The sequence below is a fragment of the Acidovorax sp. GW821-FHT10E03 genome (genome assembly GCF_059415205.1).
In genome coordinates this window covers 101,615-124,033 of sequence record NZ_JBWKMU010000011.1, presented here as the reverse complement: position 1 = coordinate 124,033, position 22,419 = coordinate 101,615, and the positions used below count along the sequence as shown (strand labels likewise).

Below are 22,419 nucleotides of genomic sequence, written 5' to 3'. Positions count from 1 at the left end.
TTCCGTGCGCAGCGGGACCCTAGCCGCGCAGGAAGTCTCTTGCCACCAGGCCATGCCGGCGCAACTTGTCGTACAGCGTCTTTCGGGGGAGATGGAGCTGCTCGGCGGCCTGGGCCACGCGGCCCCGTGCCTGGCGAAGCGCTTCACGTATCAGCGCGGCCTCTGTTTCGTCCACGCGCGCGGTGAGCGACGTAGAAACCGGCGGCGGATCGGCTTGCGAAAGCCCGTCGGGCAGGCCCAGGCAAAGCCTCTCGGCAACGTTGCGCAGCTCGCGGATATTGCCGGGCCACCGGTGGGCCTTCCAGCGGCGCAGGTCGTCATCGCTCCATTCCGGTTGCGCCATGCCGTGGTGTTGGGCGAACTCGCGCAGGAAGTGGGCCATGAGCAGCGGGATGTCCGGCATGCGATCGCGCAATGGCGGGACGTCGATCGTCACCACATTGAGCCGGTAGAACAAATCCTCGCGGAATCGGCCTGCCGCCGTCATGGCCTTGAGGTCCCCCTTGACGGCGGCGAGCACGCGGCAATCGACGGGTATGGAGACATTGCTGCCCAGCCGTTCGATCTCGCGCTCCTGCAGCACCCGCAGCAGCTTCAGTTGAACGGAGAGCGGCATCGACTCGATTTCATCGAGGAACAGCGTGCCTTTGTTGGCGAACTCGATGCGCCCCACGCGCCGCTTGGCCGCGCCGGTGAAGGCACCCACCTCGTGGCCGAAGATTTCACTCTCGATGACGCTCTCTGGCAGGGCGCTGCAGTTGAGCGCAACAAAGGGACCGCTGCGGCCGCTGGCGGCATGAATCGCCCGTGCCACGACCTCCTTGCCCGCGCCCGTCTCTCCGGCGATCAGGACATCCACGTTGGTCGCCGCCAGTGCGCGAACCAGTTGGCGGACACGCTGCATGGCGGGTGTCTGGCCAATGAGCGGACGCCCCTCTTCGCAGGGCAAGCGCTCGCGCAGGCGCCGGTTCTCTTCCAGCAGCACGCGCCGCTCGACGGCCCGGCGCACGACGCCGACCAGCGTTTCCGAGGAAAACGGCTTCTCTATGAAATCGTAGGCGCCTTCGCGCATTGCCTGCACCGCCATGGCGACGTGCCCGTGCCCGGTGATGAGAACCATCGCGACTTCACGATCATGCTGGCGCAATCTGTTGAGCAGCTCCAGGCCATCCATGCCGGGCAACTTGACGTCGCTCACGACGGCCCACGGCTGCACGTCCTCGAAAACATCCAGCGCGGCCTCCGCGCTGCCGACCGCCTTCACAGTGATGCCGGCAAGCACCATGGCTTGCTCGAGGCCGCGCCGCACGGCGGGCTCGTCATCCACGAGGAGAACTCGCGGCCTTTCGTCGGCAGGGATGGGTGGCACGGGCATCAATAGACCTCCAGCGTGATGGTGAAGAGCGCGCCCTGCCGGTCCAGGTTGCGCGCTTCGATGCGCCCGCCGAAGCTCTCGACGATGCTTTGCGAAAGGGCGAGCCCAAGACCCAGCCCCGCGCCCGCGGGCTTGGTGGTGTAGAACGGTTCGAACAGCCGTTGCATGGCCTCTGGCGCGATGCCGCCGCCCGTGTCGCTGACGGAGATGACGGCATGGCGCCCTTTTTGCCGGACCGCCACCCTCACCAGGCGCTCCGCCCGGAACTCGACCGCGTCGAGCGCATTGCGCATCAAGTTCACGAGCACCTGTTCGAGCCGGATGGCGTCGGCCCGCACCGGGCGGGTCGCCAGCGTTGAGCTGACCAGGATATCCGCCCGCACCTCGCACCGCCGAGACTCTACGAGCATGAGCGCATGATGGATCGCCATGTCCATGGCCACGGGTTCGAGGCTGGTGCTGTCGGCGCGGGCAAAGGCCTTGAGCAGCGCCATGATGCGCCCCATGCGGGCGGTGAGTTCGCTGATGAGGTGAAGGTTCTCGCGCACCTCTTCCAGGCGCGCGCCGTCAAGCAGCGTGATCGCGTTGTCCGACAGGGTCCGCAGCGCGGTGAGCGGCTGGCTGAGCTCGTGGCCCATGCCCGCAGACATCTGCCCGAGCACGGCGAGCTTGCCCGCGTGCACCGCACCGTCCCGCGTCTCATGAAGAATCGCCTCGGTACGGCGCAGTTCTTCGATCTTGCGTTCCAGCGAGGCATTGGCTTGGCTGATATCCGCCGTGCGCTCGATGATGCGCTGCTCGAGCCGGGCACTCGCTTCCACCAGCGCGCGCTTGGCTTTGCGCATCTCCTCACGGCGATACCGGCCTTCCTGAAAGCCGACGGTGAGCGCCCCCAGGAAGGCGGCGACGGAGGTGGCGGCCAGTGCGGCCAGGACGGCGGCGCGGCGCGAGGGTGCCTGGTCCACCAGAAGTGCGGCACGCCAACCCAGATCTTCGCTCGCATGGGTCGCCATGGTGTAGTGCGTGATGCCCCCTTCAAGCGCGAGCGTTGCGTGGGACCGGGTGAAATCCAGCCCCGGCCCGGGCAGCGCGAGCAGCGGCAGGTCCCCATACTGCCGCGATTGCCGGATGCGCTCGCGCGCGGCCGGTGCGAGCGCGGCGACGGTGCGGTACCGCCACTCGGGAACGGAGCTGAGAATGACCACGCCCTCGCGGTCCGTGAGGATCACCACGTCGGTGCTCTGCCGCATGGCTTCCTCGAACTTTTCGAGCGAGAGCTTGACCGCGATCACACCGCGGGCGCCGCCCGGCGCCACCACGCCGGCCGCCAGGAAGTAGCCGGCTTCGCCGGTGGTGGATCCGATGCCGTAGAAGCGCCCGGTGCGGCCCGCCATCGCATCCTTGAAGTAAGGCCGATAGGCGTAGTTCTCGCCAACGAAGGTCAGCACCTGGTTCCAGTTGCTCGAAGCCAGCGTCGTCCCGCCGGCATCCAGCAGGTAGACGGCAGAAATGCCGGAGGCCTTCGCCACTGTTTCAAGATACGCGTTGGCGGCGGCCTGGGCCGCCAGCGTGTTCGTGTCCAGCAGCGAGCCAAGCGTTGACTTGAGTCCGATGATGCCTGGCAGGGCTTCGTTGCGATGGACGAGCGCCTGCAGGCTGAGCACGACAAACTCGAGGCGTTTCGCGGCGCTCCGGGCCTGCTCTTCCCGATAGAAAGTGAAGGTGGCCACATAGGCGACCGCGCCGCACAGCGCGCATGCCGCCAGCACGACAACGTGGCGCCACCGCCAGCGGAGCGTCGTGCCCGCCCGGGCGGGTATCGAGAGATCGCCCGAGGATGCATCGCGCGCCGGATCCGCCGCAGGCAAGACCCGCAGCGAAGAGGCATTGCGGGATGTCGTCATGGGCGATCCGTGGGGTCAACCTGCCTGCACGGCGCAGGCCCATTCTTCCATCAGCGCCGTCCCCGGCGCGATGCAGGGGGCTCGGGCTCCAGCTCCCCGGGGGTGGTGTCGGTGGCATCCCTGAGCTGCCCTTCATGGTCGTGGTGAACCAGCAGCTGCCGCGTGCGCTGCCAGGACGACAGGCGGGCGGGCGGCACGTCAATGTAGGAGGCCAATGCGGACAGCGACGATGGCTCATGGGTGGATGGCGCCTCGCGTTCATGCTGGCGGCGGCGCCACGGTGCCACCACCAGCATCGATACAAGGATCGCGGCGATCACTGCCGCGTACAGGCCAAGCAGATGTAGCACTTCGGGCTGCGAGCGGGCATTGAGCACATAGGGCCAAGCGTACCAGACCGCACAGAACCAGATCGCGAGGGTGAGCGCAGGGCGCAGCACGCGCAGCCAGAGGTACATGGCGAGCGTGCGCCGCGGCGACCGCCCCGCGCCGAACGCCTGCAGCGAGACCCGGGCGGCATCGATGATCGGCTCCTCGCCCACTGGCTGCCCCCAGGAATGCCGCCGGCTCGGTGGGCGCACGTCGGCGTGCGGCGCGGGCGGCAGGGCGTGGTCGTCGGGCTCATGAGACATCGGAGACTCCTCGGTCGGGGCTCGTCCACACCGCGCGCTTGCCGCGGCGGCGCATCAGAGCGTTGGGAAGCGCGACCACGGTGGTGGTCATCGTGATGGTCCAGAATGCGATCGGATACCAAATCGTTCCAGCGAAATAGCGCATGAGATCGCGGTCGTAGCGCCGGTCGATCCACAGGCTCAGCAGCATCTGCAGGATGCAGGTCATGGCCAGCAGCGTGCCTTGCCAGTGCGGAAGAAGCGTGGAGTGCCACACCGATTCCTGCGGCAGCAGCGGACGCATCGCGCTGATCAGCAGCACGATCGCCATCGCGTAGGCCCACACCACGCTCGCCATGTATTCGCCATAGATGAGCCACAGGCGCCAGCTGCGCAGACGCAGGATGGAGGGCGTGATGCGCAGCATGGTCTGGATACCGCCCACCGCCCAGCGCAGGCGTTGTTTCCAGAGGCCGCGCAGCGTTTCCGGCATCAGAATCCAGCACAGCGCGCGCGGCTCGAACCGCAGCCGCCAGCCAAGGAGCTGCAACTTCCAGCTGATGTCGATGTCTTCGGTGAGCACATCCGGGCTCCAGAAGCCCACCTCGAGTACCGCGCGGCGGCGGAACATGGCGAGCACGCCGGACACCGTGAACAGCGTGCCGACAAGCTGCTGCGAGCGCTTGATGAGACCGATGATCGAGGAGAACTCACCCACCTGCATGCGCCCGAGCAGCGTGGTGCGCGTACGGATGCGCGGGTTGCCCGTGACGGCGCCAATGCGGTCCGAGACCAGCATGCGCCGCAGCATCCAGGCGATGGCGTTGGGGTCCACCAGCGCGTCCCCGTCGATGCCGAGAATGTACTCGCCGCGCGCGAGCTGGCTCGCGGTGTTGAGGCCGACGGCCTTGCCCTGGTTGCTGGCGTTGTGGATCACGCGCAGGCGGCTGAACTCCAGCGTCATCGCGTCGAGCAGATCGCCAGTTCCATCGGTGCTGCCATCATTGACGGCGATCACTTCATAGTTCGGGTAGCGCGTGCGCATCAGCTGCTCGATCACTTCTCGCAGGTGAGGCGCCTCATTGAAACAAGGGACCACCACCGTGACGAACGGCCGCGAGGGCAATGCCAGCAAAGGGTCGGTCTCTACGTCGTCCTTGCGTTCGAACGCCCACGCGTGCGAAAGGCCGCCGGCCATCCACACCCATGCCATGAAGAACGGGTAGTAGAAAACGAAACCGAAGAGCAGCGAGGGCAGCGCCTGGACAAGCCACGGGCCGGAGGTCATCGGGATTCCCCGGCCTGCGCAGGCACCGCAGGCGCCGTCTGTGGAGGGACCGTCGCCGCGGCACCCGCCGGCGAGCGCAGCGCGCGCGGCAGCAGCTTGCGCACCGAGATCGCGCGGCGCACCGTGTCGAGCGAGGGATGGTTGCCAAGAAAGTCATCCGGGTAGTAGCCCAGGTGCCGCACGCCTGCGCGCTGCAGCTGCGCCCACTGGCGCGTGAGCTCGTCGTTGGGCACGGGCTTTCCGGTATGCCAGTCGCGGGCCTGCAATTCGAACACGGTGCCGTCCAGACCACGGGGGGTGTCGGCTGCGCGGCGCGCCAGCCGGGCAAGCCAGCCCTGGGCATCGCTCTCGCGCTCCATGCGCGGCATGGCCATCAGCGCAACATAGTCGTAGGCCGCGAGCGATGCTTCGTAATTTTGCGCGAACCATTGCTCCGCCTCGGGTTCGAGCACGGGCCGGGCGTACAGGTTGCGCGCGGTTTCGAGCGTTGGCCGCCAGGCGCCCACCCGGCCCAGGAGCTCCTGGGTGAACTCGATGAGGTGGCGGGTCTTGGCGGTGGTCCAGCGGGACCGCAGCGCCGGATCGGCCTGGATGGCGCCCACGTCGGGCGGCAGGCCCCAGCGGGCGTAGGCGGACAGCGCGTCGGGAGAGGCGTCCTCGTCGTCGGCCAGCATTGCGTCGTCGTGGAACAGCAGGCCATCGAAGAAGGTGTAGCGGCCCAGGTCTTCATAGATGTCGCCGATCAGCGTGCGCACCGCCGGATGGAAGGGCGTGAGCCGGTGATAGCGGTCGGCCGGCGCCTTGCCGCCCTGCGCCATCACCGTATGGGCAGACAGTGGATGCGAAGCCGGCAGACGGTAGGCCATCACCGGCATCCAGGCATAGACCTTCACGCCGGCGCGGCTGCGCAGCTGCCAGGCAGCGCGGCCGAACAGGTCGGCGCGCACGGGCAGATGGCGGTTCGGGAAGTACATGGCATCGGCCACGCCGTCGCCATCGGGGTCGGCGTAGGCCTGCAGGAACACCGAGCGCGGCCGCACGGCGGCCACACGCTCGATCAGTGCCGAAAGGTTGCGCTCCTGCTGTCCCGGATCGGGGTCGTACACATAGTCAAGGTCCACGTGCATCACGCGGTTGACAGGCCGCGTCTCGCCGCCCGCAGGGCTGCGCAGGAGCTGGGCGTATTCGGGCGCCGCATTGTCGTAGACGGCCAGCGCGCGGCGGATGCGTGCGAGCGGCACGGCGGCCGTATTGGGGCCATCGTCCAGCGTGAAGGTGATTGGCATGCCCGCGCGCTCGGAGGCCCGCAGCGCCATCGCGTTGTAGGCGCCATAAGGCCAGACGGTGGCGCGGACCCTGGCGCCGGTGCGCGCCTCGATGATCTCCCGGCTGCGGCGCAGGTCGGTCTCGATGCGGTGCAGGTAGGCGGCATCTTCTTCGTAGCGGCCGGTCCCGGGATCGTAGCGATGCGTGGCGGCGGCCGCCAGCATGTTCCCCTGCGGGTTGGCCTGGATGCCCATGTGCATGGCATCGCTGTGGCTGGCGAACTCGGCCAGGCCCGAGCGCGCCATTTCGGCGGCCTCGCGCCAAAGCAGGAAGTTCTCGCGTGGCGCCGGCTTGTCGCCCCAGTGCACCGGCTGGCCTTCGGGCACCTCGAGCCAGCTCGTCACCAGCGCGAAAAGCGCCGGGTACCCGTAGCGCTTGAGCAGCGGAAACACCTTGGTGTAGGCGCTGCGGTAGCCGTCGTCGAAGGTCAACAGCACGGGCCGGACGGGCAGGGGCCGGCCGCCCGCACGCGCGTCGATGATCTGCTGCAGGCTCACCGGGTGGTAGCCGCTGTACTGCAGCCAGGCGAACACCTCCACGAGCGTGCGGTCGTCAATGGCGGTGGCATCGGGCGAGCTCTCGAAACTGGCGCGCACGCCGGTGCGCACGTCATGGAACGAGATCACGCGAAAGCTCACGCCATCGTCGGGGTCGGCCGGCGGCAGCGGTTGGGCGGGCGCAAGCCGGGACAGCGCGCACAGCGCAAGCCCGATCAGCAGCCATGCCATGGCGGCCCGCAGGAAGGGGAAGGTGTTCTTTGCGGACATCACTGCAGGGGCATCGAGAAGTTCAGAAAGACGCTGCGCTGTCGTTCACGCACGCCGTCGTAGGGATGGCTGGCGATGCCCAGGCCGTAGCGCAGCGTGAGCCGCTGGCCCAGGCTCCAGCTGTGTTCATAGCGCAGGCTCCACAGCGGTCCGCTGCCGAAGCCGCGCTGGTGATAGTTGCCTCCACCGACCTCGATGGCCTGGAAGAACTGCCGGTCGTCGCTCTTCCACGTGAGCCATTGGGCCCGCGCCGCAAGCCGCACGCTGGCATCGCGCGGCGGGTTGAAGTACGGCGTGTCCAGCACGCGGCCACGGCCCGTGCCGGCCTCGAGCCGGGTCTCGGCCTGGACGCGCGGCGTGCTGACCCAGCGCTCGGTCCAGCCCAGGCCCAGGCCGCTGCGCACATTGCCGTCGCTGAAATCCAGGCGCTGCCACTGCAGGTTGAAGCGGCGCGCCTCGTTCACCACATGGCCCACGCCGCCCGCCATCTCGCGCGCGCCTGTGCCAGCTACCCGCGCCTTCCAGGGCAGTTCCTTGCTGTCGCCATCGTAGGCAGCCCACAGCCGCCAGGCATCGCTGGCGCGGTAGTCGACGCGACCGGCCATCCTGTTGCGGTAAGGGCCGGCAGCGGCATGCTGCAGAGCACCTTCGGCCACCCAGGGACCGCGCTGCCAGCGCAGGCCGAGGCCACCACGGACCCTTTTGGCGTTGCCGGCCTCGGTGCTGCCCTGGGCGAGCGACTGGTCGTAGAACACGCGCCACTGGTCTGCGATGAGTCCCGAACTCAGCCGGCTGTCGATGCGCCACTCGCCGCTGGCGATCACGGCGCCACCACGCGACGCCGCGGCGTCGACCTCAAGCCGCGCACCGGTGAGGGTATCGCGCTTGCGTTCCATGTCGCGCACCTGCAGGCTGTCGGGAACATCGGCCACCAGCGATGCGGCGCGCTGGCGGGCTTCGCCGAACCAGCCCGCACCGAGCAGCGCCTCGACATGGCCGACGCGCATGCCGATGTCGTCGGGATGGTCCGCCATCTGCGCCTCAAGGCGCGCGAGCCCGGCCTCGGGGCGTTCGCGCAAGCGCTCGGTGAGGCTGGCGCCAAGGGCATAGCCCGCGTTGAGCGGCGCGTCCAGCGTCAGCGCCGTGAAGCTCTGCTGAGCAAGCGCGAGCCGGTCGGTGTAGAGCTGCATCAGCGCACGCATGCCAATCACCTCGGTGTATTGGCTGTTGGGCCGGCCAGGTTCGGGTGCCAGGCGCGTGAGCGCCGGCGTGCTCTCCTCGAGCCGCTTGAGCAGCGCTTCAGCCTGTTCGAAGCGGCCGGTGTCCAGGTAGGCATAGACCAGGCCGAAGTGGATTTCGCCCGGCATCGGCACGTCCGCCCCACCCTTCGCGATGGCGGCTTCATACAGGGGCACGGCCTCGGCCGAACGACGCTCCTGCGCGAAAGCGCGGGCCGCCGCGGCAAGTCCGTGGAACGGCAGGTCGATGCCCGCCAAGCTCAGGGTTTCGTAGAGCGCGACGGCGTCCCCGGGACGGCCACGCTCCACCAGCGCGAGCAGCCGATCGGACTCAAGATTCCTGCGCAGCACGCGCCAGGCCTCGGCGTCCGCGCCGTGGGCCTGCTGCGCCGCGGCTTCTAGCCGGACCAGGGCGGCCTCCTGGCCGGCCAGCACCTTGTCGAGTGCGACCACGCGCGCCACGCCCCGGCGTTGGTCGCGCTCCTGGAGGGCCCAGCGCAGCCGCTGGGCCAGTGCCTTCTGCTGCAGCATGGACAGCGCCAGCGCGGAAAAGGCGCCGGGGTTTTTCCCTGCGGCTGCTTCGGCTTCGGCGTCGTCGAAGGCGGTAGGCGCCGCGCCGTTGTCGGCGAGCAGAAAGTCGGCCTCGCGGCGAATGTCCAGGCGCTCGGGGCGCAGCGCACCGGCCTCGGCGTAGGCGGCCATCGCGATCAGCGGCTGGTCTTCGGCGCGGGCCACGGCAGCGCGCAACTCCAGCAGCGCGACACGGACTTCGATGTGCTCTGCCGCTTTCCGCATGAGCGCCTCGCTGATTGTTTTCGCGCCCACGACATCTCCGCTGTCGAGGCGCCAGAAAGCTTCGTGGATGCGGGGTCCGAGCGCCTGCGGCTGCCGCGCGCGCCAGATGCTGATGGTGTCGCCTTGCAACGCGGTGTCCTGCACGCGCCGCGCGGCCACGGCGAGCGCCTCCAGCGCGTAGTCGCTCAACCCCGCCGGGGTTTGCTGGCGTCCCAATGTCACGGCTTCGGCGAACTGGCCGCCGGCGGTCGCCATCACGACGGCGTCGGAGACCAGACGCTGGCGCACGCTGTCGCTCAATGGCACGTCGAGCCAGTCCTTCAACTGCTGCAGCGCTTGGGCCGGGGGGACATGCCCCCCGCGGTGCGCCAGGATCAAGGCATCATGCCGCTGCGGGTCATAGGCCATGGAACTGCGGCCCGTGGCAGCTGGGGCGGAGTCCGCCGGGTTCGCGAATGCCACCGAGGCACCCAGCATCAATGCGCAGGCGATGGGAGGGAAAGCCGTTGACCACCCTCGATGCCGCAGCGGAACTGCGCCGACAGCCCCGGATGGCCGTTCCGCGGCAAACGATCCGCCGTCTTGTTGGAGGACTGGCACTCGGCAATCCGGCTATCGATGGAATTTGGCAGCAGTGCGCGGCGCCCATGCACACCCCAGGCGCTCGCCGTCATCGCCGATGACTGCCTGGCAAGACGGGTGGAGGCAGGGTGGAGGGGCGTGCGGCTTGGGGTGTGACAGCATGGAGATGGGGGTTCCTGAACCTGTGTTGGACGAAGCCGCCTTGTTCATGGTGGCTTGAAATCACGCAAGAAGATGGTTCACACGGCATCCATTTCTGCAATCGATGAACCGATCAACGAATGTCCATCTAGCAACGCATGTGCCACACGGCGCCGTCCTTGGAAGTCATTGATTTCAAAGAGATTTCCATTTCCATGGCGGCACCTTTCCCGCATTCCTGGATGAAAATCCATCCCAAAAAACCGGAGAGGCTGGAAATCCGCACATGCCGCGCGGTGATGCCCTGCGCCCGCGTTCACCCCGGACGCGGCATGTGCCTGAAGGAAAGACAACCCCGGGCTTGTCCGGCCCGTGCCGGCGGCCAATGAGCCGACAGATCGCCCCCATACGCTGGGCGCCTTGCGGCTGGGGGGTGTCGCTGCGGGTGGATGGCCGCGCTGCGCATCCACAGAATGGCCATGGGGCTTCGGCAGCAACCTCGACGGATCCGAAACCTTCCCAGCCACGGACTGGGCGGCCGCCTTCAACGATCCAGCGTGCGCAACACCTGCGCGAGCTTCTTCACAGCGGTCTCCAGTTCCTTCGGCGCATACGCGGCAAATCCCATGAGGAATCCGGCCCGGCTCGTGCCCGCTGCATGCAATGGCGTAAGTCCCAGCAGATCGATACCGGCACGCTGCGCTGCGCCCATGGCTTCCAGCTCGGGAATGTCGCGAATGAACCGGCAGGGCATTTGCATGCCGCCGTCCGGCACTTCAGGCTCGACGAAGTCCGCCAGGTGCCTGCGCACGAGCAGTTCCAGGGCATCGCGCCGCTCACAATAGACGGCACGCATGGTCCGCACGTGCGCCCCGAAATGGCCACCCTCCATGAAGCGCGCCAGGGTCAGTTGCGGAATCGGCGCGCTGTGCCCATCCAGCAGGGTGCGTGCGGCGGTCATCGGAGCCACGAGTTCGGGCGGCAGCACCATGAAGGCAATGCGCAAGCCCGGAAACATCGACTTGGTGAATGTGCCGATGTAGATCGTTCGCTGGTTCGGGTCCAGGCCCTGCACGCAGGCCGTGGGCTTGCCCGCGTAATGGAACTCGCTGTCGTAGTCATCCTCGATGATCCAGGCCTGGTGCTGCCGGGCCCATTCGATGATGTCCAGCCGCCGGTCCAGCGCCAGGGTGGCTCCGGTCGGAAATTGATGCGAAGGCGTGAGAAACACCGCCTTGCCCGGTTGCCGCGCCTTGCGCAGAGGCTCCACCCGCATTCCCTCCCCATCCAGCGGCACGGGCACACATTCCAGCCCCGCGGCGTCGAACGCCTTGCGCGCGCCGTGGTACACGGGGTCTTCAACGAAGATGCGGTCGCCAGCGTCCAGCAGCACGGTAGCGCACAGGGTCAGGGCCTGCTGGGAGCTGGTGAGCACCAGCACACGCTCGGCCGTGGCATGCGCGCCGCGTTCGAGATTGACGTAGTTCGCAATCGCACGCCGTAGCGGCTCCATCCCTTGCGGTGGGCTGTGCAGCAGTGCCGTGGTGCCCCAGTCCTTCAGCACCTGCCGCTCCAGCCGCTCCCAGGTGGCCAGCGGGAAGCCGCGCGTTTCCGGCACGCCGGGAGCGAACGGGCGGGGAGCCAGAAAGTCCCGCACCCCACCGCCGCGGAACATGGCCGATCCGCGCTGGCTCAGCCGCAGAGGTTCCCGCAGTGCTGCAGGGCGCCGCCCCGTGCCCCGCCTCCGCAAACGCTGAGCCCTCTCCGAAACGAAGCTGCCGCTGCCCACGCGCCGTTCGATAAACCCCTCGGCATGCAGCTGGCTGTATGCCGCCTCCACCGTGTCGCGGGACAGGCCCAGCGACTTTGCCAGTGCGCGCGACGCAGGCAGTGGCGCCCCCACCTCCAGCGCACCGTCGAGGATGAGTTGCCGGATGGCGCGCTGAATGCGCGCGTGCAGGGGCAAAGCGCCATGCGCTGGATCGAGCACCCAGGCTTTCACGGATTCAAGTTGCGCATGCTTGAACAATTGGCCGGTATCTCATCGAAAAATTGGCTGGGCGCAGTATGCCATTTCAAGCCTATAAATCAGCACCATGGCCCGCTCCATGGGGCCACTTTCAGGAGCCCCGATCCCACATGCCGTCCCCACCGCCCGCCTCCTCTTCCCGCTGGTCCGATCTCGCCCATCCCATTGTCGCGGGCCTCATTTCCGTCATCGTCAACTACGGCGGTACCTTCATTCTCGTGTTCCAGGCGGCCAGGGTGGCAGGCCTGAGCCCGGAGCTGACGGCATCGTGGGTGTGGTCGATTTCGATTGGCGTGGGCGTCACGGGGCTCATGCTCAGCTGGCGGACGCGCGAGCCGATCATTACCGCCTGGTCCACGCCGGCAGCGGCGTTCCTGGTGACGGCACTGGCCACCACGCCCTATGCCGAAGCGGTGGGCGCGTACCTGATCTCCGCCGCGGCCTTTGTGGCGCTGGGGCTGTCAGGCTGGTTCGAGCGCTTGATCCGGCTGATTCCTTCGGGCGTGGCCGCAGGCTTGCTCGCGGGCATCCTGCTGCAATTCGGCATCCAGGCTTTCGGCGGCATGGGCATCGATCCGGTGCTGGCTGGCTTGCTGATCGTGACGTATGTGGTGCTCAAGCGCTTCAGCGCACGCTATGCCGTCGTGGGCATCCTGGTGCTGGGCCTGCTCTTTCTGCTCATGCAGGACCGGGTGGACCTGTCGGGACTGAGCTTGAAGCTCGCCGCCCCGGTCTTCACCATGCCGGCGTTCTCGCTCAATGCCTTGCTGAGCGTCGCCTTGCCCCTGTTCCTCATCACGCTGACCGGCCAGTACATGCCCGGCATGCTGGTGCTGCGCAATGACGGGTTCAGGACCAGCGCCAATCCCATCGTGGCGCTGACCGGGCTCGGCTCGCTGCTGATGGCGCCGTTCGGTTCGCATGCCTTCAACATCGCCGCCATCACCGCAGCCATCGCCACGGGCCGCGAGGCGCACGAAGATCCCTCCAAGCGCTGGATCGCGGGCATCGCCGCAGGCGTGTGCTACATCCTCGTGGGCGTGTTCGGCGTGACGCTGGCGGCTGTCTTCATGGTTTTCCCGGCAACCTTCATCACCACGCTGGCGGGCCTGGCGCTGCTGGGCACCATCGGCGGCAGTTTGGCCACCGCACTGGCCGATGCCAAGACCCGTGAAGCGTCGCTGATCACCTTCCTGGCCGCGGCGGCCAATATCACGCTGCTGGGCATCGGTGGTGCGTTCTGGGGCCTGGTGGTGGGCCTGGCGGCGCACGCCGTGCTCAATGGCACACTGCCGCGCCGCGGGCGCCCCGCCACCGCGGCAGCGGCCGCAGAGCCCGCGATCATCAAGAGGGAAGGGAACCAGGCCAATGCTTGAGCCACCGGACACCCAGACCCGCCACGGCCAGCATGGCCGCTATCCGCAGGCAGCTTCCGTCGACGACTTCCGGCACAACCTGGCGGCGGTGCGCGCCCGCATGGATGCCGCCTGCCGCCGCGCGGGGCGCGACCCGGCCGGGGTGCGCCTGCTGCCGGTGAGCAAGACCAAGCCCGAGTCCAGCCTGCGCCTGGCCTACGCGGCGGGTTGCCGCCTGCTGGGTGAAAACAAGGTGCAGGAAGCCTTCGGCAAATGGGAAGCCATGCAGGACCTGGCCGATCTGCGCTGGTCGGTCATCGGCCATCTGCAGACGAACAAGACCAGGCTGGTGGCACGCTTCGCCAGCGAGTTCCAGGCACTGGACAGTCTGCGCGTGGCCGAGGCGCTGGAGCGCCGCCTGCAGGCCGAGGGCCGCGCGCTGGATGTGCTCGTGCAGGTCAACACCTCGGGCGAGGCCAGTAAGTACGGCCTGTCGCCCGAGGACGTTCCGGCGTTCCTGCGCGCGCTGCCCGCTTTCCCCGCGCTGCGCGTGCGCGGGCTGATGACGCTCGCGCTGTTTTCGCCAGAGGCGGAGCGGGTGCGGCAGTGCTTCATTCTGCTGCGCACTTTGCGCGACCGCTTGCGCCAGAGTGCGCCCGCCCACATCGCCCTGGAGGAACTGTCCATGGGCATGTCCGGCGATTTCGAGATCGCCATCGAGGAAGGCGCCACGGTGGTGCGTGTCGGCCAGGCCATCTTTGGCGCCCGCCCCCTGCCCGACAGCCACTACTGGCCCGGCGAGCCCAGCACCCAGGAGCCACGTCCATGAAAACCGCCATCGCCCTGCGCCATCTGCATTTTGAAGACCTGGGCACGCTCGAGCCGCTGCTGGCGGCGCGTGGCTATGCCGTGCGCTATCTGGACGCCACCACGGATGATCTGCACGCCGTGGACACGACCGCGGCGGATCTGCTGGTGGTGCTGGGCGGCCCCATCGGCGCTTTCGATGACCACATCTACCCCTTCATCCACGACGAGCTGGCGGTGATACGTCAGAGGCTGCAAAGCCGGCGACCGCTGCTGGGCATCTGCCTGGGCGCGCAGCTGATTGCCCGCGCGCTGGGTGCGGGTGTTGCCAGCATGGGCATCAAGGAAATCGGCTTTGCGCCCCTGGTGCTGACCCCGGAAGGCGAGGCATCGCCGCTGGCGGCGCTGGCCCACATGCCCGTGCTGCACTGGCATGGCGACCGCTTCGACATTCCCGAGGGGGCAACGCGACTGGCAGGTACACCCACCTGCGCCAACCAGGCCTTCCGCATGGGACGCCACGTGCTGGCGCTGCAATGCCATCTGGAAGCCGACCCCCGCCAGATCGAGCGATGGCTGGTCGGCCATGCCTGCGAACTCGCGCAGGCGGGCATCGATCCGCGCGCATTGCGCGCCGAAGCGCAAGCCTTGCAACCCGGTTTGCCGCTGGCGGCACGGGCGGCTTTCACCGCCTGGCTGGACGGGATCGAGGCAGGCCTTCAGGAGGAGACTCCGTGAGAAAAACCCGGCATTCCACGGCATCTCGACCGCCATGAACCGGCCCGGCCTGGACCGACCCCGGGCCAGAAATGGATAGCCCCATTTCTGGCCCGGGACGCACGCCGCCGTCGCATGCGCTGAGGGCTGCGGCCCCTCAGTGCCTGTGCGAATGATGGGCATCCGGCACGTGGGCGTGGCGGTGCCGCACCGGACCGTGGACGTGCACATGGCTGTGCGGCCCCGCGGGCATGGGCTCATGGGCGTGCCCATGGTGACCGTCGTCATGGGTGTGGGCGTGCTCATGTTCCAGGAACTCGTGCGCATGCTCGTGGTGATGCGACTCCATCAAATGAACGGCCACCCCCAGCAGCATCAGCACGCCCCCCGGCAGCATGCCCCACCCCCCGGGGCGATCCCCCAGCATGAGCGCCAGCGCCGCGCCCATGAACGGGGCAAAGGCAAATACCGATCCCGTGCGTGCCGCCCCGAACGCGCGCTGTGCAAGCAGGTAGAAACGCAGGCTCAGGCCATAGCCGCTCGCACCCACGGCCAGAAGCCCCAGGGCGGGCCCCGCCGCGGGAGCGGGCTCGTCCGTCAGCCAGGCCAGCGCCAGCGTGGCGGTGACGCCCAGCACGGCCTTCGCCACCACGACCTGCCCCGGGTCACGCTCCGCCAGCGCACGTGACAGCGTGTTGTCCAGGCCCCAGGCTGCCGTGGCGCCCACAACGGCCATCAGTCCCCAGAACTGGCTGCTGTTTCCGCTCTGCCCCTGGTCCAGCACGAGGGCGATCCCGCCGGCCAGCAGCAGTGCCACGGCCAGTCCCACTCTGCGGTCCATGGTTTCGCCGTAGAGGCGCCAGGCCAGCAAGGCCGTGAACAGCGCCTCCAGGGTCAGCATCAGCGACGCGCCGGTGCCGCTCGTGCGCTGCAGACCCCAGGCCAGGGCCACGGGGCCGATGCTGGCGCCCAGCAAGGCCATCGCCAGCAGGCGCGGAAAGTCTGAACGCCGCAGGCGCGCCTCCCGCTCGGCGGGCTGGCGCAGCAGTGCGCCGATGAAGGCAGCGCCTGCATAGAGCAGCGCCGCCGTGGTGAACGGGCCAACGCCCAGGCCGAGTTTCTGCACCAGCGGCGTGCTGATGCCAAACAGGACGGCCGCCAGCAACGCAAGCAGGCCGCCCCGCAGGGCGGGAAGGGTGTGGGTCGGATCTTTCATCAGCGCTCCATTCTTGCCCATCGGCCCGATCGGCGCCCCCGCCCTGCTGGCATTCTTCTTTCTTTCCCGCCTCCAAAAAAGGCTCCGGCCAGGGCGCTGTTCGCACCCGCAGCGCTGGCCCTTGCCTGCCATGTGTGGCTACAAGCTCGAGCCCCCATCGACGACCAACTGGACCCCGGTGATGTAGGACGAATCGTCCGAGGCAAGAAACAGCGCGGCCTTGGCGATGTCCCAGGGCGAACCCTGGCGCCCCATCGGGCATCGCGCATCACGGGCCCGGTGGCCGGCTGCAGCCTCTTCCGCGCCGCCGTACAGAGCGTCGGCATGGGGGGTGCGGATCATGCCGGGGATGATGCAGTTGCAACGCACCTGGTCCGCGGCATATTGCCGGGCAATGACACGGGTCATGTGGTTCAGGCCGGCTTTGGACGTGCTGTACGACAGAAACTGCATGGGGCTCCACTTCAGGCTTGCCGTGGACGAGACATTGATGATGGAGCCCGACTTGCGGGCGCGCATCCCGGGCACCACAGCACGTGACGTGGCCATCGCTCCGCGAAGGTTGATCTCCATGACCCGGTCCCAGTCCTCATCCTTCACATCCAGGAGGTCGCCCTGCATTTCAATGCCCACGTTGTTGTGCAACACGTCGATGCGCCCGTGCTGCGACAGAAGCTGGCGCACGACATCGTTCACTTGCGCCGTGTCGGTGACATCCATCTGCACGGCCTGGGCGCGGCCGGATTCCCCGTGAATCATCTTTGCAGCGAGCCCGGCGGCGTCCAGCGAGCGGTCTGCACAAACCACGATCGCGCCTTCCCGCGCGAAGGTGAGCGCACACGCGGTCCCATTGCCCACCTGCCCTGCGTCCGTGAAGTCCTTGCGCAGGGTACCGGCACCCGTGACGAGCACCACCTTGTCTTTCAGTTTCATAGCCCATCCTTTGAGGAAACGTTTCCTCTCATGCTATGCCAACCTCGTCATGGAGCGGATGGGGATAACCCCACGGTCTCGCGGCTCGCTGGGTGAATTTGTGCAACGGGCCTATTGCCTTAGGGGAATTTCAGAAATCAACACCTGTCGACATGGCAGGGTAAACCCCGGTCAACCCTTTGGCAGAATCTGCGCAAAATAGCGCAAACGTTTCCACAACAAGGAAAAGGACCCATGACCAACGAAGAGTTGCGCCAGGCGCGCATCCAGACCGTGCGAGACCACATGGCGCTGGAGTGCACCCAGGACTGGGACGGTGTCATCGACACCTTCGAGCACCCGCGGTATGAGATGTATGGCAATGGCGCTGTCTACGACGGCGAAGAGCAGGTTCGCGCCTACTTCCACGCTTCGCGCCAGGCCTTCCCGGACCAAGCCAACGAAGTCATCGCCATCGCCGCCGACGATGCACAGAACACCGTGCTGGTGGAGTTCTTCCTTTTCGGAACTCACCTGGGCGAGTTCCGCGTGCGCGACAGGACGTTTGCGCCGACCGGCAAGAGCTTCAAGGTGCGCATGGCGGCCACGTTCCTGTTCAAGCCGGGCTCGGCGAAAATCATCTGCGAGCGCCCCTACACCTCGCCGGACCTCAAGCTTCAGCAACTCGGGCTCCTGTAGGTGCAACACCCACCCCTTCAGGCCGGCGCGCTAGATGGTCGCGCACGACTCCCGCTCGATGAGCCGCATCTCCACAACGGCCGAACGGGGGCCTGTGGATTCGTCTCGCATCTGGGAGAGCAGCAGCGAGGAGATGTCGCCCGACAACGCCTTGATGTCCCAGGCCAGCGAGGTGATGGACGGGCTGTGCAGTTCCGAGAAGTCCGAGTCGCCGATGGATATCACGCTCACGTCTTTCGGGATGGCCCGCCGAGCGCTGCGTATCGCGGCCAGGACGCCCGCCAGAATCTTCGTGCCCAGGCACAGGAAGGCCGTGGGCCGCTCTCCCGGCATGTTCAGGAGCATCTGGGCCCGCTCGGGAGGAAAGTTCATCGACGAATCCGCCAGGCAAATCAAGCTGGGGTCGAAGCCTATGGACGCTTCCACGAGGCAGTCCTGATAGGCCCGGATCCGGTCCTTGATGGGCTGGATCTGGCTGCCCGGTGTCAGAAGGGCGATGCGCCGGTGGCCCCTGGCAATCAGATAGCGCATCGCGGAGCACGTGCCCTGGTAGTGGTCGACCTTCACCGAACTCAGTGCGTTTCCTCCATCGCGGTCGAACAGAATTGTTGGCGTGCCTTTGATTTCAGACACCAGGTGCGCGATGGAGTCGGTTTGGCACGGGCCAAGAATGATGCCGTCGACCTCTCGGCTCTTGAACAGGCGCACGAGGTTGACTTCGGTCGAGATGTCGTTGTTGGAACTGGCGACAAAGCAGGCGTAGCCACTTTCGGACAGGCTGCGCTCGAGTGTCTTGACCAGGCGGCCGTAGAACGGATTGGAGATGTCGCTCACGATAACGCCCACCGCATGGCTCTGCTTGGAACGCATGGCCCGCGCAATCGCATTGGGCTGGTAACCCAGGCGCGCCGCAACCTCCTGAACCTTTTTCACCGTGTCTTCACTGACACGGCCCGCCCGGTTCATGGCCCGAGATGCGGTGCTGATCGAAACGCCCGCCACGCGAGCCACATCGTGAATGCTAACTGCTGCCATCGAATCCGCCGTCCGTTCAAATCATTCAATCGCCGCAATTTTACGCCTATTTTTAGTTTTTGCGGAAACGTTTCTTCATATTAACGCGGACAGGATACCCCATGGCAACCCCCACCTCGCTGACCCCACAAGATGAGCTGCTCACGGTCAATATCAGGAACATGGACTATTTCCCGGGCGGAGCACCGGGCTCGGAAATCATTCCGCTCTTTCTCGACCGGGAAAATGGAATATGGGTGCTTTATGGGAAATTCGCCCCTGGCACCAGGCTTCCAAAGCACTTCCACACGGGTACGGTGCACTTTTTCACCACCAAGGGGCAATGGAACTACGTCGAGTACCCCCAAAACCCGCAGACCGCCGGGAGCTACCTCTATGAGCCGGCGGGCTCCATCCACACTTTTTGCGTGCCTGACGACGCACCGGAGCCGGCGGAAGGATTCATGGTCGTTCACGGAGCCAATGTGAATTTCGATGGCGAGGCCTTCATGAATGTCCGCGATGCAGGGGCCATCGAAGACGGGATATTGAATTATGCAAGGACACAAGGGCATTCCATACCCGCATATATCTCACCCAGGGCTGCCGGATACAAAAACAGATAATCCCGGCCTGATTTTCAACCGCAAAAGGAGACATGATATGAAGTCGCGCAGAAACGTTCTGAAAACCACTGCGGCGGTCGCCGCCTCGGTGTTTGCTCCTGCCCTGTCATGGGCGCAAGCCAAATGGACGGCGAAAAAGCCGATTCAATTGATTGTTCCTGGCCAGGCGGGGGGCAACTCCGACATCTTTGCCCGACTGATCTCCAACGCCATCGGCAATGCCCTGGGCCAACCCATCGTGGTGGACAACAAGCCTGGCGCCTCAGGAACCTTGGCATCGGGCATTCTGAGCAAGTCACCAGGAGACGGCCACTACCTGCTGGCCGCCAGCAGCGACACCCATACCATCTACCCGCACTTCTTCAACAATCCGAACTTCCGCCCCGAAGGCCACGTCCCCGTGGCCGTGCTGTGCTTCGTGCCGTTCGCGCTGGCCGTGCGCAAGGACCTGGACGTGAAGGACGTTGGCGAATTCATCGCGCTCGCCAAGCGCCAGCAGGTGAGCTTCTCGACCTGGGGCGTGGGCACCACCGGCCAGGCCGCCATGATGCTCTTCGGCCGCGCCGCCGGCACCAGGGAGATGCTGCACGTGCCGTTTACCGGCAGCGCTCCGGCTATTCAGGCGCTGATGGCTGGCCAGGTGGATGCCATGATGGGCGCCATTCCGCTGATTTCATCGGCACGCGCACACCTGAAGCCGCTGGCGGTCATGTCCACGAACCGATCGCCGGCGATGCGCGATGTCCCCACGATGGACGAGGCAGGACTGGTCATCAACGAGACCAAGGAGTTCTGGGTGGGCATCATGGCGCCGCCCGGAACCCCCGCCGATGCCGTGCACACCATCGCCGACGAGGTGCGCAAGGCGATGGCCCTTGCGGCCGTGAAGAGCCGCATCGAAGAGCTCGGTGCCATCGCCGAATTCGTCGGGCCAGAGGACTTCAAGAAGGTCATCTCCCACGAGTTCGCCCAGTGGGCCCGGATTGCCCGTGAAGCGGGTGTGACGCGCCAGAACATTGGCTAGGTGCCCGCATGTCGTCATCCGTGCTTTTCCTGCGATGAAACAGCTCCACCTGGGCAACACCACGGTCGACAAGGTCGTGGAAATCGACAATTTCTGGGTAGACCCCACTTGGCTCTATCCCAACATTGAACCGTCAGCGGTCTTGAAACACCAGGAGGCCTTGGGCCCGACGTTGATTCACCCAGAGACGAAGAAACTCAACCTGAGCTTTCACAGCTATCTGGTGCGCACGGGGACGGCCAATATCCTGGTGGACACCTGCAACGGAAATCACAAGGACCGGCCCCGCGCGAAGTGGCAGCACATGTTCAAGTCGCAGGAGTACTTGCGCAATCTGGCACGCCTGGGCCTGGGCCCCGAGGACATCGACATGGTTCTGTGCACCCACCTCCACACCGACCATGTGGGGTGGAACACCGTGCTCAGTGATGGCCGATGGATGCCGACTTTTCCCCGCGCAAAGTACATCTTTGCACGGGAAGAGTTCGAACATTTCCTTCGGCAGCACCAAAGCGGGCCGGAATTTCCGGTGGGCCAGGGCTCCTTCCTGGACAGCGTGCTGCCGGTCGTGGAGGCCGGGCAGGCCCTCTTGGTCGACTCCAACCACAGGGTGGATGGAGACCTGGCCAAAGGCGTCTGGCTCGAGGATGCCAAAGGGCATACGCCAGGCCACGTCACGGTCCATGTGAAGGACAACGGACAGCACGGGGTCATGACGGGCGACATCTTCCATCACCCCATCATCTTCCTGGAGCCCGGGCTCATCAACACCGGCGACTGGAACCCCACGCTGGCGCGGGAGACGCGGCAACGGCTTTGTGAGCGATTTGCCGACACATCGTCCGTCCTGCTGACGATGCACTTCCCCGCGCCGACCGCCGGCCGCATCCATTCATGCAGTCACGGCTTCAAGTTCAAGTACCTCAGCTGACGGGCCAGTGCAACCCCAAAAAGGAGACAACCGATGACGAAGACATTCAAGCTATCTCGCGTTCTTGCCGGCCTCGTGATGCTGGCGAGCGTGGCGGCCCTTGCGCAAGGCAAGGACTATCCCCACCGTCCCATCAAGCTCTTGCTTCCCTTGTCCGCGGGCAGCGGCGGCGACGCCCTGGGCCGCCTGGTCGCCGAAGCGATGGGCAAGCGCTTGAACGGATCGTTCTTCGTTGAAAACAGGGTGGGGGCCGGCGGCACCATCGGGGCCGCCCAGGCGGCCAAGTCGCCGAACGACGGATACACCATCACGATGGGAGGCATGACGTCCCACATCATTGCGCCGGCCGTCTATGCGAAGCTGCCCTACGACCCCGTGAAGGACTTCACTCAAATTGGCCGCATCGGTACCGCAGGGGTCGTGGTGGTTTCCACGATGGCATTTCCCGCCAAGGACCTCAAGGGGCTGGTCGCGCACTCCAAGACCCTCGACAAACCGCTTCAGTACGCGACCTGGGGCCATGGTTCCACCGGTCACCTGTGTGGCGAAGTCATGGTTCAGAAAGCGGGAGCGAAATTCGACCACATCCCCTTCAAGTCTTCGTCCGACCTGGTCACAGGCCTTCTGGGCAACCACATCAACGTGGCGGTGCTCGACATGGGCACCGCGTCGCCCCTCGTGAAAGCAGGCAAGATCCGGGCGCTGGGCATCTGCGGAACACGCTCGCCCAGCATGCCGGACGTGGGGACCTACCCGGACCAAGGCATTGATTTCAAGAGCGAGCTCAGCTGGGTGCTGTTGGCCCCCGGAGGGTTGTCGGCGGAGTTGACGCTCAAGCTCACGGAGGCGCTGAAAGAATCGCTGGCGGACAAAGGCGTTGCGGACCGGATGCTGGAACTCGGAATACAGCCCGCCTACCTGCCGCCAGCGCAACTGCGCCAGCTGATGGCCGAAGACGTGGCGACCTGGAAGCAGGTGGCGGAAGCCGCGAACGTGCTGCCAAACTGAGCGCCACGCCCACATTCCTGCCAAGGCGGCGGATGCGGGCTGATTCTGCGAGTT

General features: G+C 66.4%; 19 protein-coding genes. 9 read left to right on the top strand and 10 right to left on the bottom strand.

The genetic code is table 11. The features are described 5' to 3' along the window. Positions 1 to 19: 19 nt before the first annotated feature. From AC07OD_RS19890 to pgaA, 6 genes are read right to left on the bottom strand one after another with little or no spacing between them, the layout of a single operon-like run. A complete protein-coding gene (locus AC07OD_RS19890; protein WP_369641200.1) occupies positions 20 to 1,375 on the bottom strand; it encodes a sigma-54-dependent transcriptional regulator in 1,356 nt (451 codons plus the stop codon). Then, complete coding sequence (locus AC07OD_RS19885; RefSeq protein WP_218297345.1) at positions 1,375 to 3,279, bottom strand: sensor histidine kinase; 1,905 nt, start codon at positions 3,277 to 3,279, stop codon at positions 1,375 to 1,377. Before AC07OD_RS19885 ends, AC07OD_RS19890 begins: the two co-directional genes overlap by 1 nt. A gap of 50 nt (positions 3,280 to 3,329) precedes the next feature. Next, positions 3,330 to 3,911 carry a poly-beta-1,6-N-acetyl-D-glucosamine biosynthesis protein PgaD gene (pgaD, locus tag AC07OD_RS19880; protein ID WP_494597854.1) on the bottom strand — a complete coding sequence of 194 codons (582 nt, stop codon included), beginning with the start codon at positions 3,909 to 3,911 and terminating at the stop codon, positions 3,330 to 3,332. Then, on the bottom strand, positions 3,901 to 5,178 hold the full coding sequence (pgaC, locus tag AC07OD_RS19875; RefSeq protein ID WP_218341350.1) for a poly-beta-1,6-N-acetyl-D-glucosamine synthase: 1,278 nt from the start codon (positions 5,176 to 5,178) through the stop codon (positions 3,901 to 3,903). The genes pgaD and pgaC overlap by 11 nt, the downstream gene beginning before the upstream one ends. After that, positions 5,175 to 7,271, bottom strand: a complete 2,097-nt coding sequence (pgaB, locus tag AC07OD_RS19870; protein WP_218341349.1) for a poly-beta-1,6-N-acetyl-D-glucosamine N-deacetylase PgaB — start codon at positions 7,269 to 7,271, stop codon at positions 5,175 to 5,177. The genes pgaC and pgaB overlap by 4 nt, the downstream gene beginning before the upstream one ends. Continuing rightward, positions 7,271 to 9,712, bottom strand: a complete 2,442-nt coding sequence (gene pgaA / locus AC07OD_RS19865; protein WP_218341348.1) for a poly-beta-1,6 N-acetyl-D-glucosamine export porin PgaA — start codon at positions 9,710 to 9,712, stop codon at positions 7,271 to 7,273. The genes pgaB and pgaA overlap by 1 nt, the downstream gene beginning before the upstream one ends. Positions 9,713 to 10,206: 494 nt before the next feature. Between pgaA and AC07OD_RS19860 the strand changes: the two genes are divergently transcribed. Further along, the gene (locus tag AC07OD_RS19860) at positions 10,207 to 10,416 is read left to right on the top strand and encodes a hypothetical protein (RefSeq protein ID WP_369641194.1); all 210 of its coding nucleotides are present in this window, start codon (positions 10,207 to 10,209) and stop codon (positions 10,414 to 10,416) included. A 155-nt stretch (positions 10,417 to 10,571) separates the two neighbouring features. On the opposite strand, the gene pdxR is transcribed toward AC07OD_RS19860, so the two are convergent. Beyond that, on the bottom strand, positions 10,572 to 12,056 hold the full coding sequence (gene pdxR / locus AC07OD_RS19855) for a MocR-like pyridoxine biosynthesis transcription factor PdxR (protein WP_494597853.1): 1,485 nt from the start codon (positions 12,054 to 12,056) through the stop codon (positions 10,572 to 10,574). Between the two features lie 110 nt (positions 12,057 to 12,166). Between pdxR and AC07OD_RS19850 the strand changes: the two genes are divergently transcribed. From AC07OD_RS19850 to AC07OD_RS19840, 3 genes are read left to right on the top strand one after another with little or no spacing between them, the layout of a single operon-like run. Continuing rightward, positions 12,167 to 13,432, top strand: coding sequence for a benzoate/H(+) symporter BenE family transporter (locus tag AC07OD_RS19850; protein WP_494597852.1), 1,266 nt, complete (start codon positions 12,167 to 12,169; stop codon positions 13,430 to 13,432). Further along, on the top strand, positions 13,425 to 14,240 hold the full coding sequence (locus tag AC07OD_RS19845; protein WP_218341345.1) for a YggS family pyridoxal phosphate-dependent enzyme: 816 nt from the start codon (positions 13,425 to 13,427) through the stop codon (positions 14,238 to 14,240). Before AC07OD_RS19850 ends, AC07OD_RS19845 begins: the two co-directional genes overlap by 8 nt. Continuing rightward, positions 14,237 to 14,956 (top strand): glutamine amidotransferase, encoded by a 720-nt coding sequence (locus tag AC07OD_RS19840; RefSeq protein ID WP_494597851.1) that lies wholly within the window; start codon positions 14,237 to 14,239, stop codon positions 14,954 to 14,956. The genes AC07OD_RS19845 and AC07OD_RS19840 overlap by 4 nt, the downstream gene beginning before the upstream one ends. A gap of 136 nt (positions 14,957 to 15,092) precedes the next feature. On the opposite strand, the gene AC07OD_RS19835 is transcribed toward AC07OD_RS19840, so the two are convergent. Together AC07OD_RS19835 and AC07OD_RS19830 are read right to left on the bottom strand one after the other, a co-directional pair. Continuing rightward, complete coding sequence (locus AC07OD_RS19835) at positions 15,093 to 16,151, bottom strand: DMT family transporter (RefSeq protein WP_494597850.1); 1,059 nt, start codon at positions 16,149 to 16,151, stop codon at positions 15,093 to 15,095. 138 nt (positions 16,152 to 16,289) lie between these two features. Next, positions 16,290 to 17,084: an SDR family NAD(P)-dependent oxidoreductase gene (locus tag AC07OD_RS19830; protein ID WP_494597849.1), complete on the bottom strand. Its 795-nt coding sequence runs from the start codon at positions 17,082 to 17,084 to the stop codon at positions 16,290 to 16,292. Positions 17,085 to 17,318: 234 nt separating this feature from the next. Between AC07OD_RS19830 and AC07OD_RS19825 the strand changes: the two genes are divergently transcribed. Continuing rightward, positions 17,319 to 17,762 carry an ester cyclase gene (locus AC07OD_RS19825; protein ID WP_218297356.1) on the top strand — a complete coding sequence of 148 codons (444 nt, stop codon included), beginning with the start codon at positions 17,319 to 17,321 and terminating at the stop codon, positions 17,760 to 17,762. Between the two features lie 30 nt (positions 17,763 to 17,792). Here AC07OD_RS19825 and AC07OD_RS19820 read toward each other — a convergent pair whose 3' ends face one another. Beyond that, entirely contained in the window at positions 17,793 to 18,797 is a 1,005-nt protein-coding gene (locus AC07OD_RS19820) for a LacI family DNA-binding transcriptional regulator (protein WP_218297357.1), read from the bottom strand. A gap of 101 nt (positions 18,798 to 18,898) precedes the next feature. Between AC07OD_RS19820 and AC07OD_RS19815 the strand changes: the two genes are divergently transcribed. The 4 genes from AC07OD_RS19815 to AC07OD_RS19800 are packed head-to-tail and all read left to right on the top strand — an operon-like array spanning position 18,899 to position 22,365. Continuing rightward, complete coding sequence (locus AC07OD_RS19815; RefSeq protein WP_218297358.1) at positions 18,899 to 19,402, top strand: 2,4'-dihydroxyacetophenone dioxygenase family protein; 504 nt, start codon at positions 18,899 to 18,901, stop codon at positions 19,400 to 19,402. 37 nt (positions 19,403 to 19,439) lie between these two features. After that, entirely contained in the window at positions 19,440 to 20,426 is a 987-nt protein-coding gene (locus tag AC07OD_RS19810) for a Bug family tripartite tricarboxylate transporter substrate binding protein (protein WP_494597848.1), read from the top strand. Between the two features lie 34 nt (positions 20,427 to 20,460). Next, on the top strand, positions 20,461 to 21,357 hold the full coding sequence (locus tag AC07OD_RS19805) for an MBL fold metallo-hydrolase (protein WP_218297360.1): 897 nt from the start codon (positions 20,461 to 20,463) through the stop codon (positions 21,355 to 21,357). Between the two features lie 33 nt (positions 21,358 to 21,390). Further along, positions 21,391 to 22,365 (top strand): Bug family tripartite tricarboxylate transporter substrate binding protein, encoded by a 975-nt coding sequence (locus AC07OD_RS19800; protein ID WP_494597847.1) that lies wholly within the window; start codon positions 21,391 to 21,393, stop codon positions 22,363 to 22,365. The last annotated feature ends 54 nt before the right edge of the window (positions 22,366 to 22,419 follow it).

Coding starts and splice junctions, on each gene's coding strand:
- AC07OD_RS19890 (WP_369641200.1), bottom strand. CDS start 1,375: ATGCCCGTGCCACCCATCCCTGCCGACGAAAGGCCGCGAGTTCTCCTC.
- AC07OD_RS19885 (WP_218297345.1), bottom strand. CDS start 3,279: ATGACGACATCCCGCAATGCCTCTTCGCTGCGGGTCTTGCCTGCGGCG.
- pgaD (WP_494597854.1), bottom strand. CDS start 3,911: ATGTCTCATGAGCCCGACGACCACGCCCTGCCGCCCGCGCCGCACGCC.
- pgaC (WP_218341350.1), bottom strand. CDS start 5,178: ATGACCTCCGGCCCGTGGCTTGTCCAGGCGCTGCCCTCGCTGCTCTTC.
- pgaB (WP_218341349.1), bottom strand. CDS start 7,271: ATGTCCGCAAAGAACACCTTCCCCTTCCTGCGGGCCGCCATGGCATGG.
- pgaA (WP_218341348.1), bottom strand. CDS start 9,712: ATGGCCTATGACCCGCAGCGGCATGATGCCTTGATCCTGGCGCACCGC.
- AC07OD_RS19850 (WP_494597852.1), top strand. CDS start 12,167: ATGCCGTCCCCACCGCCCGCCTCCTCTTCCCGCTGGTCCGATCTCGCC.
- AC07OD_RS19845 (WP_218341345.1), top strand. CDS start 13,425: ATGCTTGAGCCACCGGACACCCAGACCCGCCACGGCCAGCATGGCCGC.
- AC07OD_RS19840 (WP_494597851.1), top strand. CDS start 14,237: ATGAAAACCGCCATCGCCCTGCGCCATCTGCATTTTGAAGACCTGGGC.
- AC07OD_RS19835 (WP_494597850.1), bottom strand. CDS start 16,151: ATGAAAGATCCGACCCACACCCTTCCCGCCCTGCGGGGCGGCCTGCTT.
- AC07OD_RS19830 (WP_494597849.1), bottom strand. CDS start 17,084: ATGAAACTGAAAGACAAGGTGGTGCTCGTCACGGGTGCCGGTACCCTG.
- AC07OD_RS19825 (WP_218297356.1), top strand. CDS start 17,319: ATGACCAACGAAGAGTTGCGCCAGGCGCGCATCCAGACCGTGCGAGAC.
- AC07OD_RS19820 (WP_218297357.1), bottom strand. CDS start 18,797: ATGGCAGCAGTTAGCATTCACGATGTGGCTCGCGTGGCGGGCGTTTCG.
- AC07OD_RS19815 (WP_218297358.1), top strand. CDS start 18,899: ATGGCAACCCCCACCTCGCTGACCCCACAAGATGAGCTGCTCACGGTC.
- AC07OD_RS19810 (WP_494597848.1), top strand. CDS start 19,440: ATGAAGTCGCGCAGAAACGTTCTGAAAACCACTGCGGCGGTCGCCGCC.
- AC07OD_RS19805 (WP_218297360.1), top strand. CDS start 20,461: ATGAAACAGCTCCACCTGGGCAACACCACGGTCGACAAGGTCGTGGAA.
- AC07OD_RS19800 (WP_494597847.1), top strand. CDS start 21,391: ATGACGAAGACATTCAAGCTATCTCGCGTTCTTGCCGGCCTCGTGATG.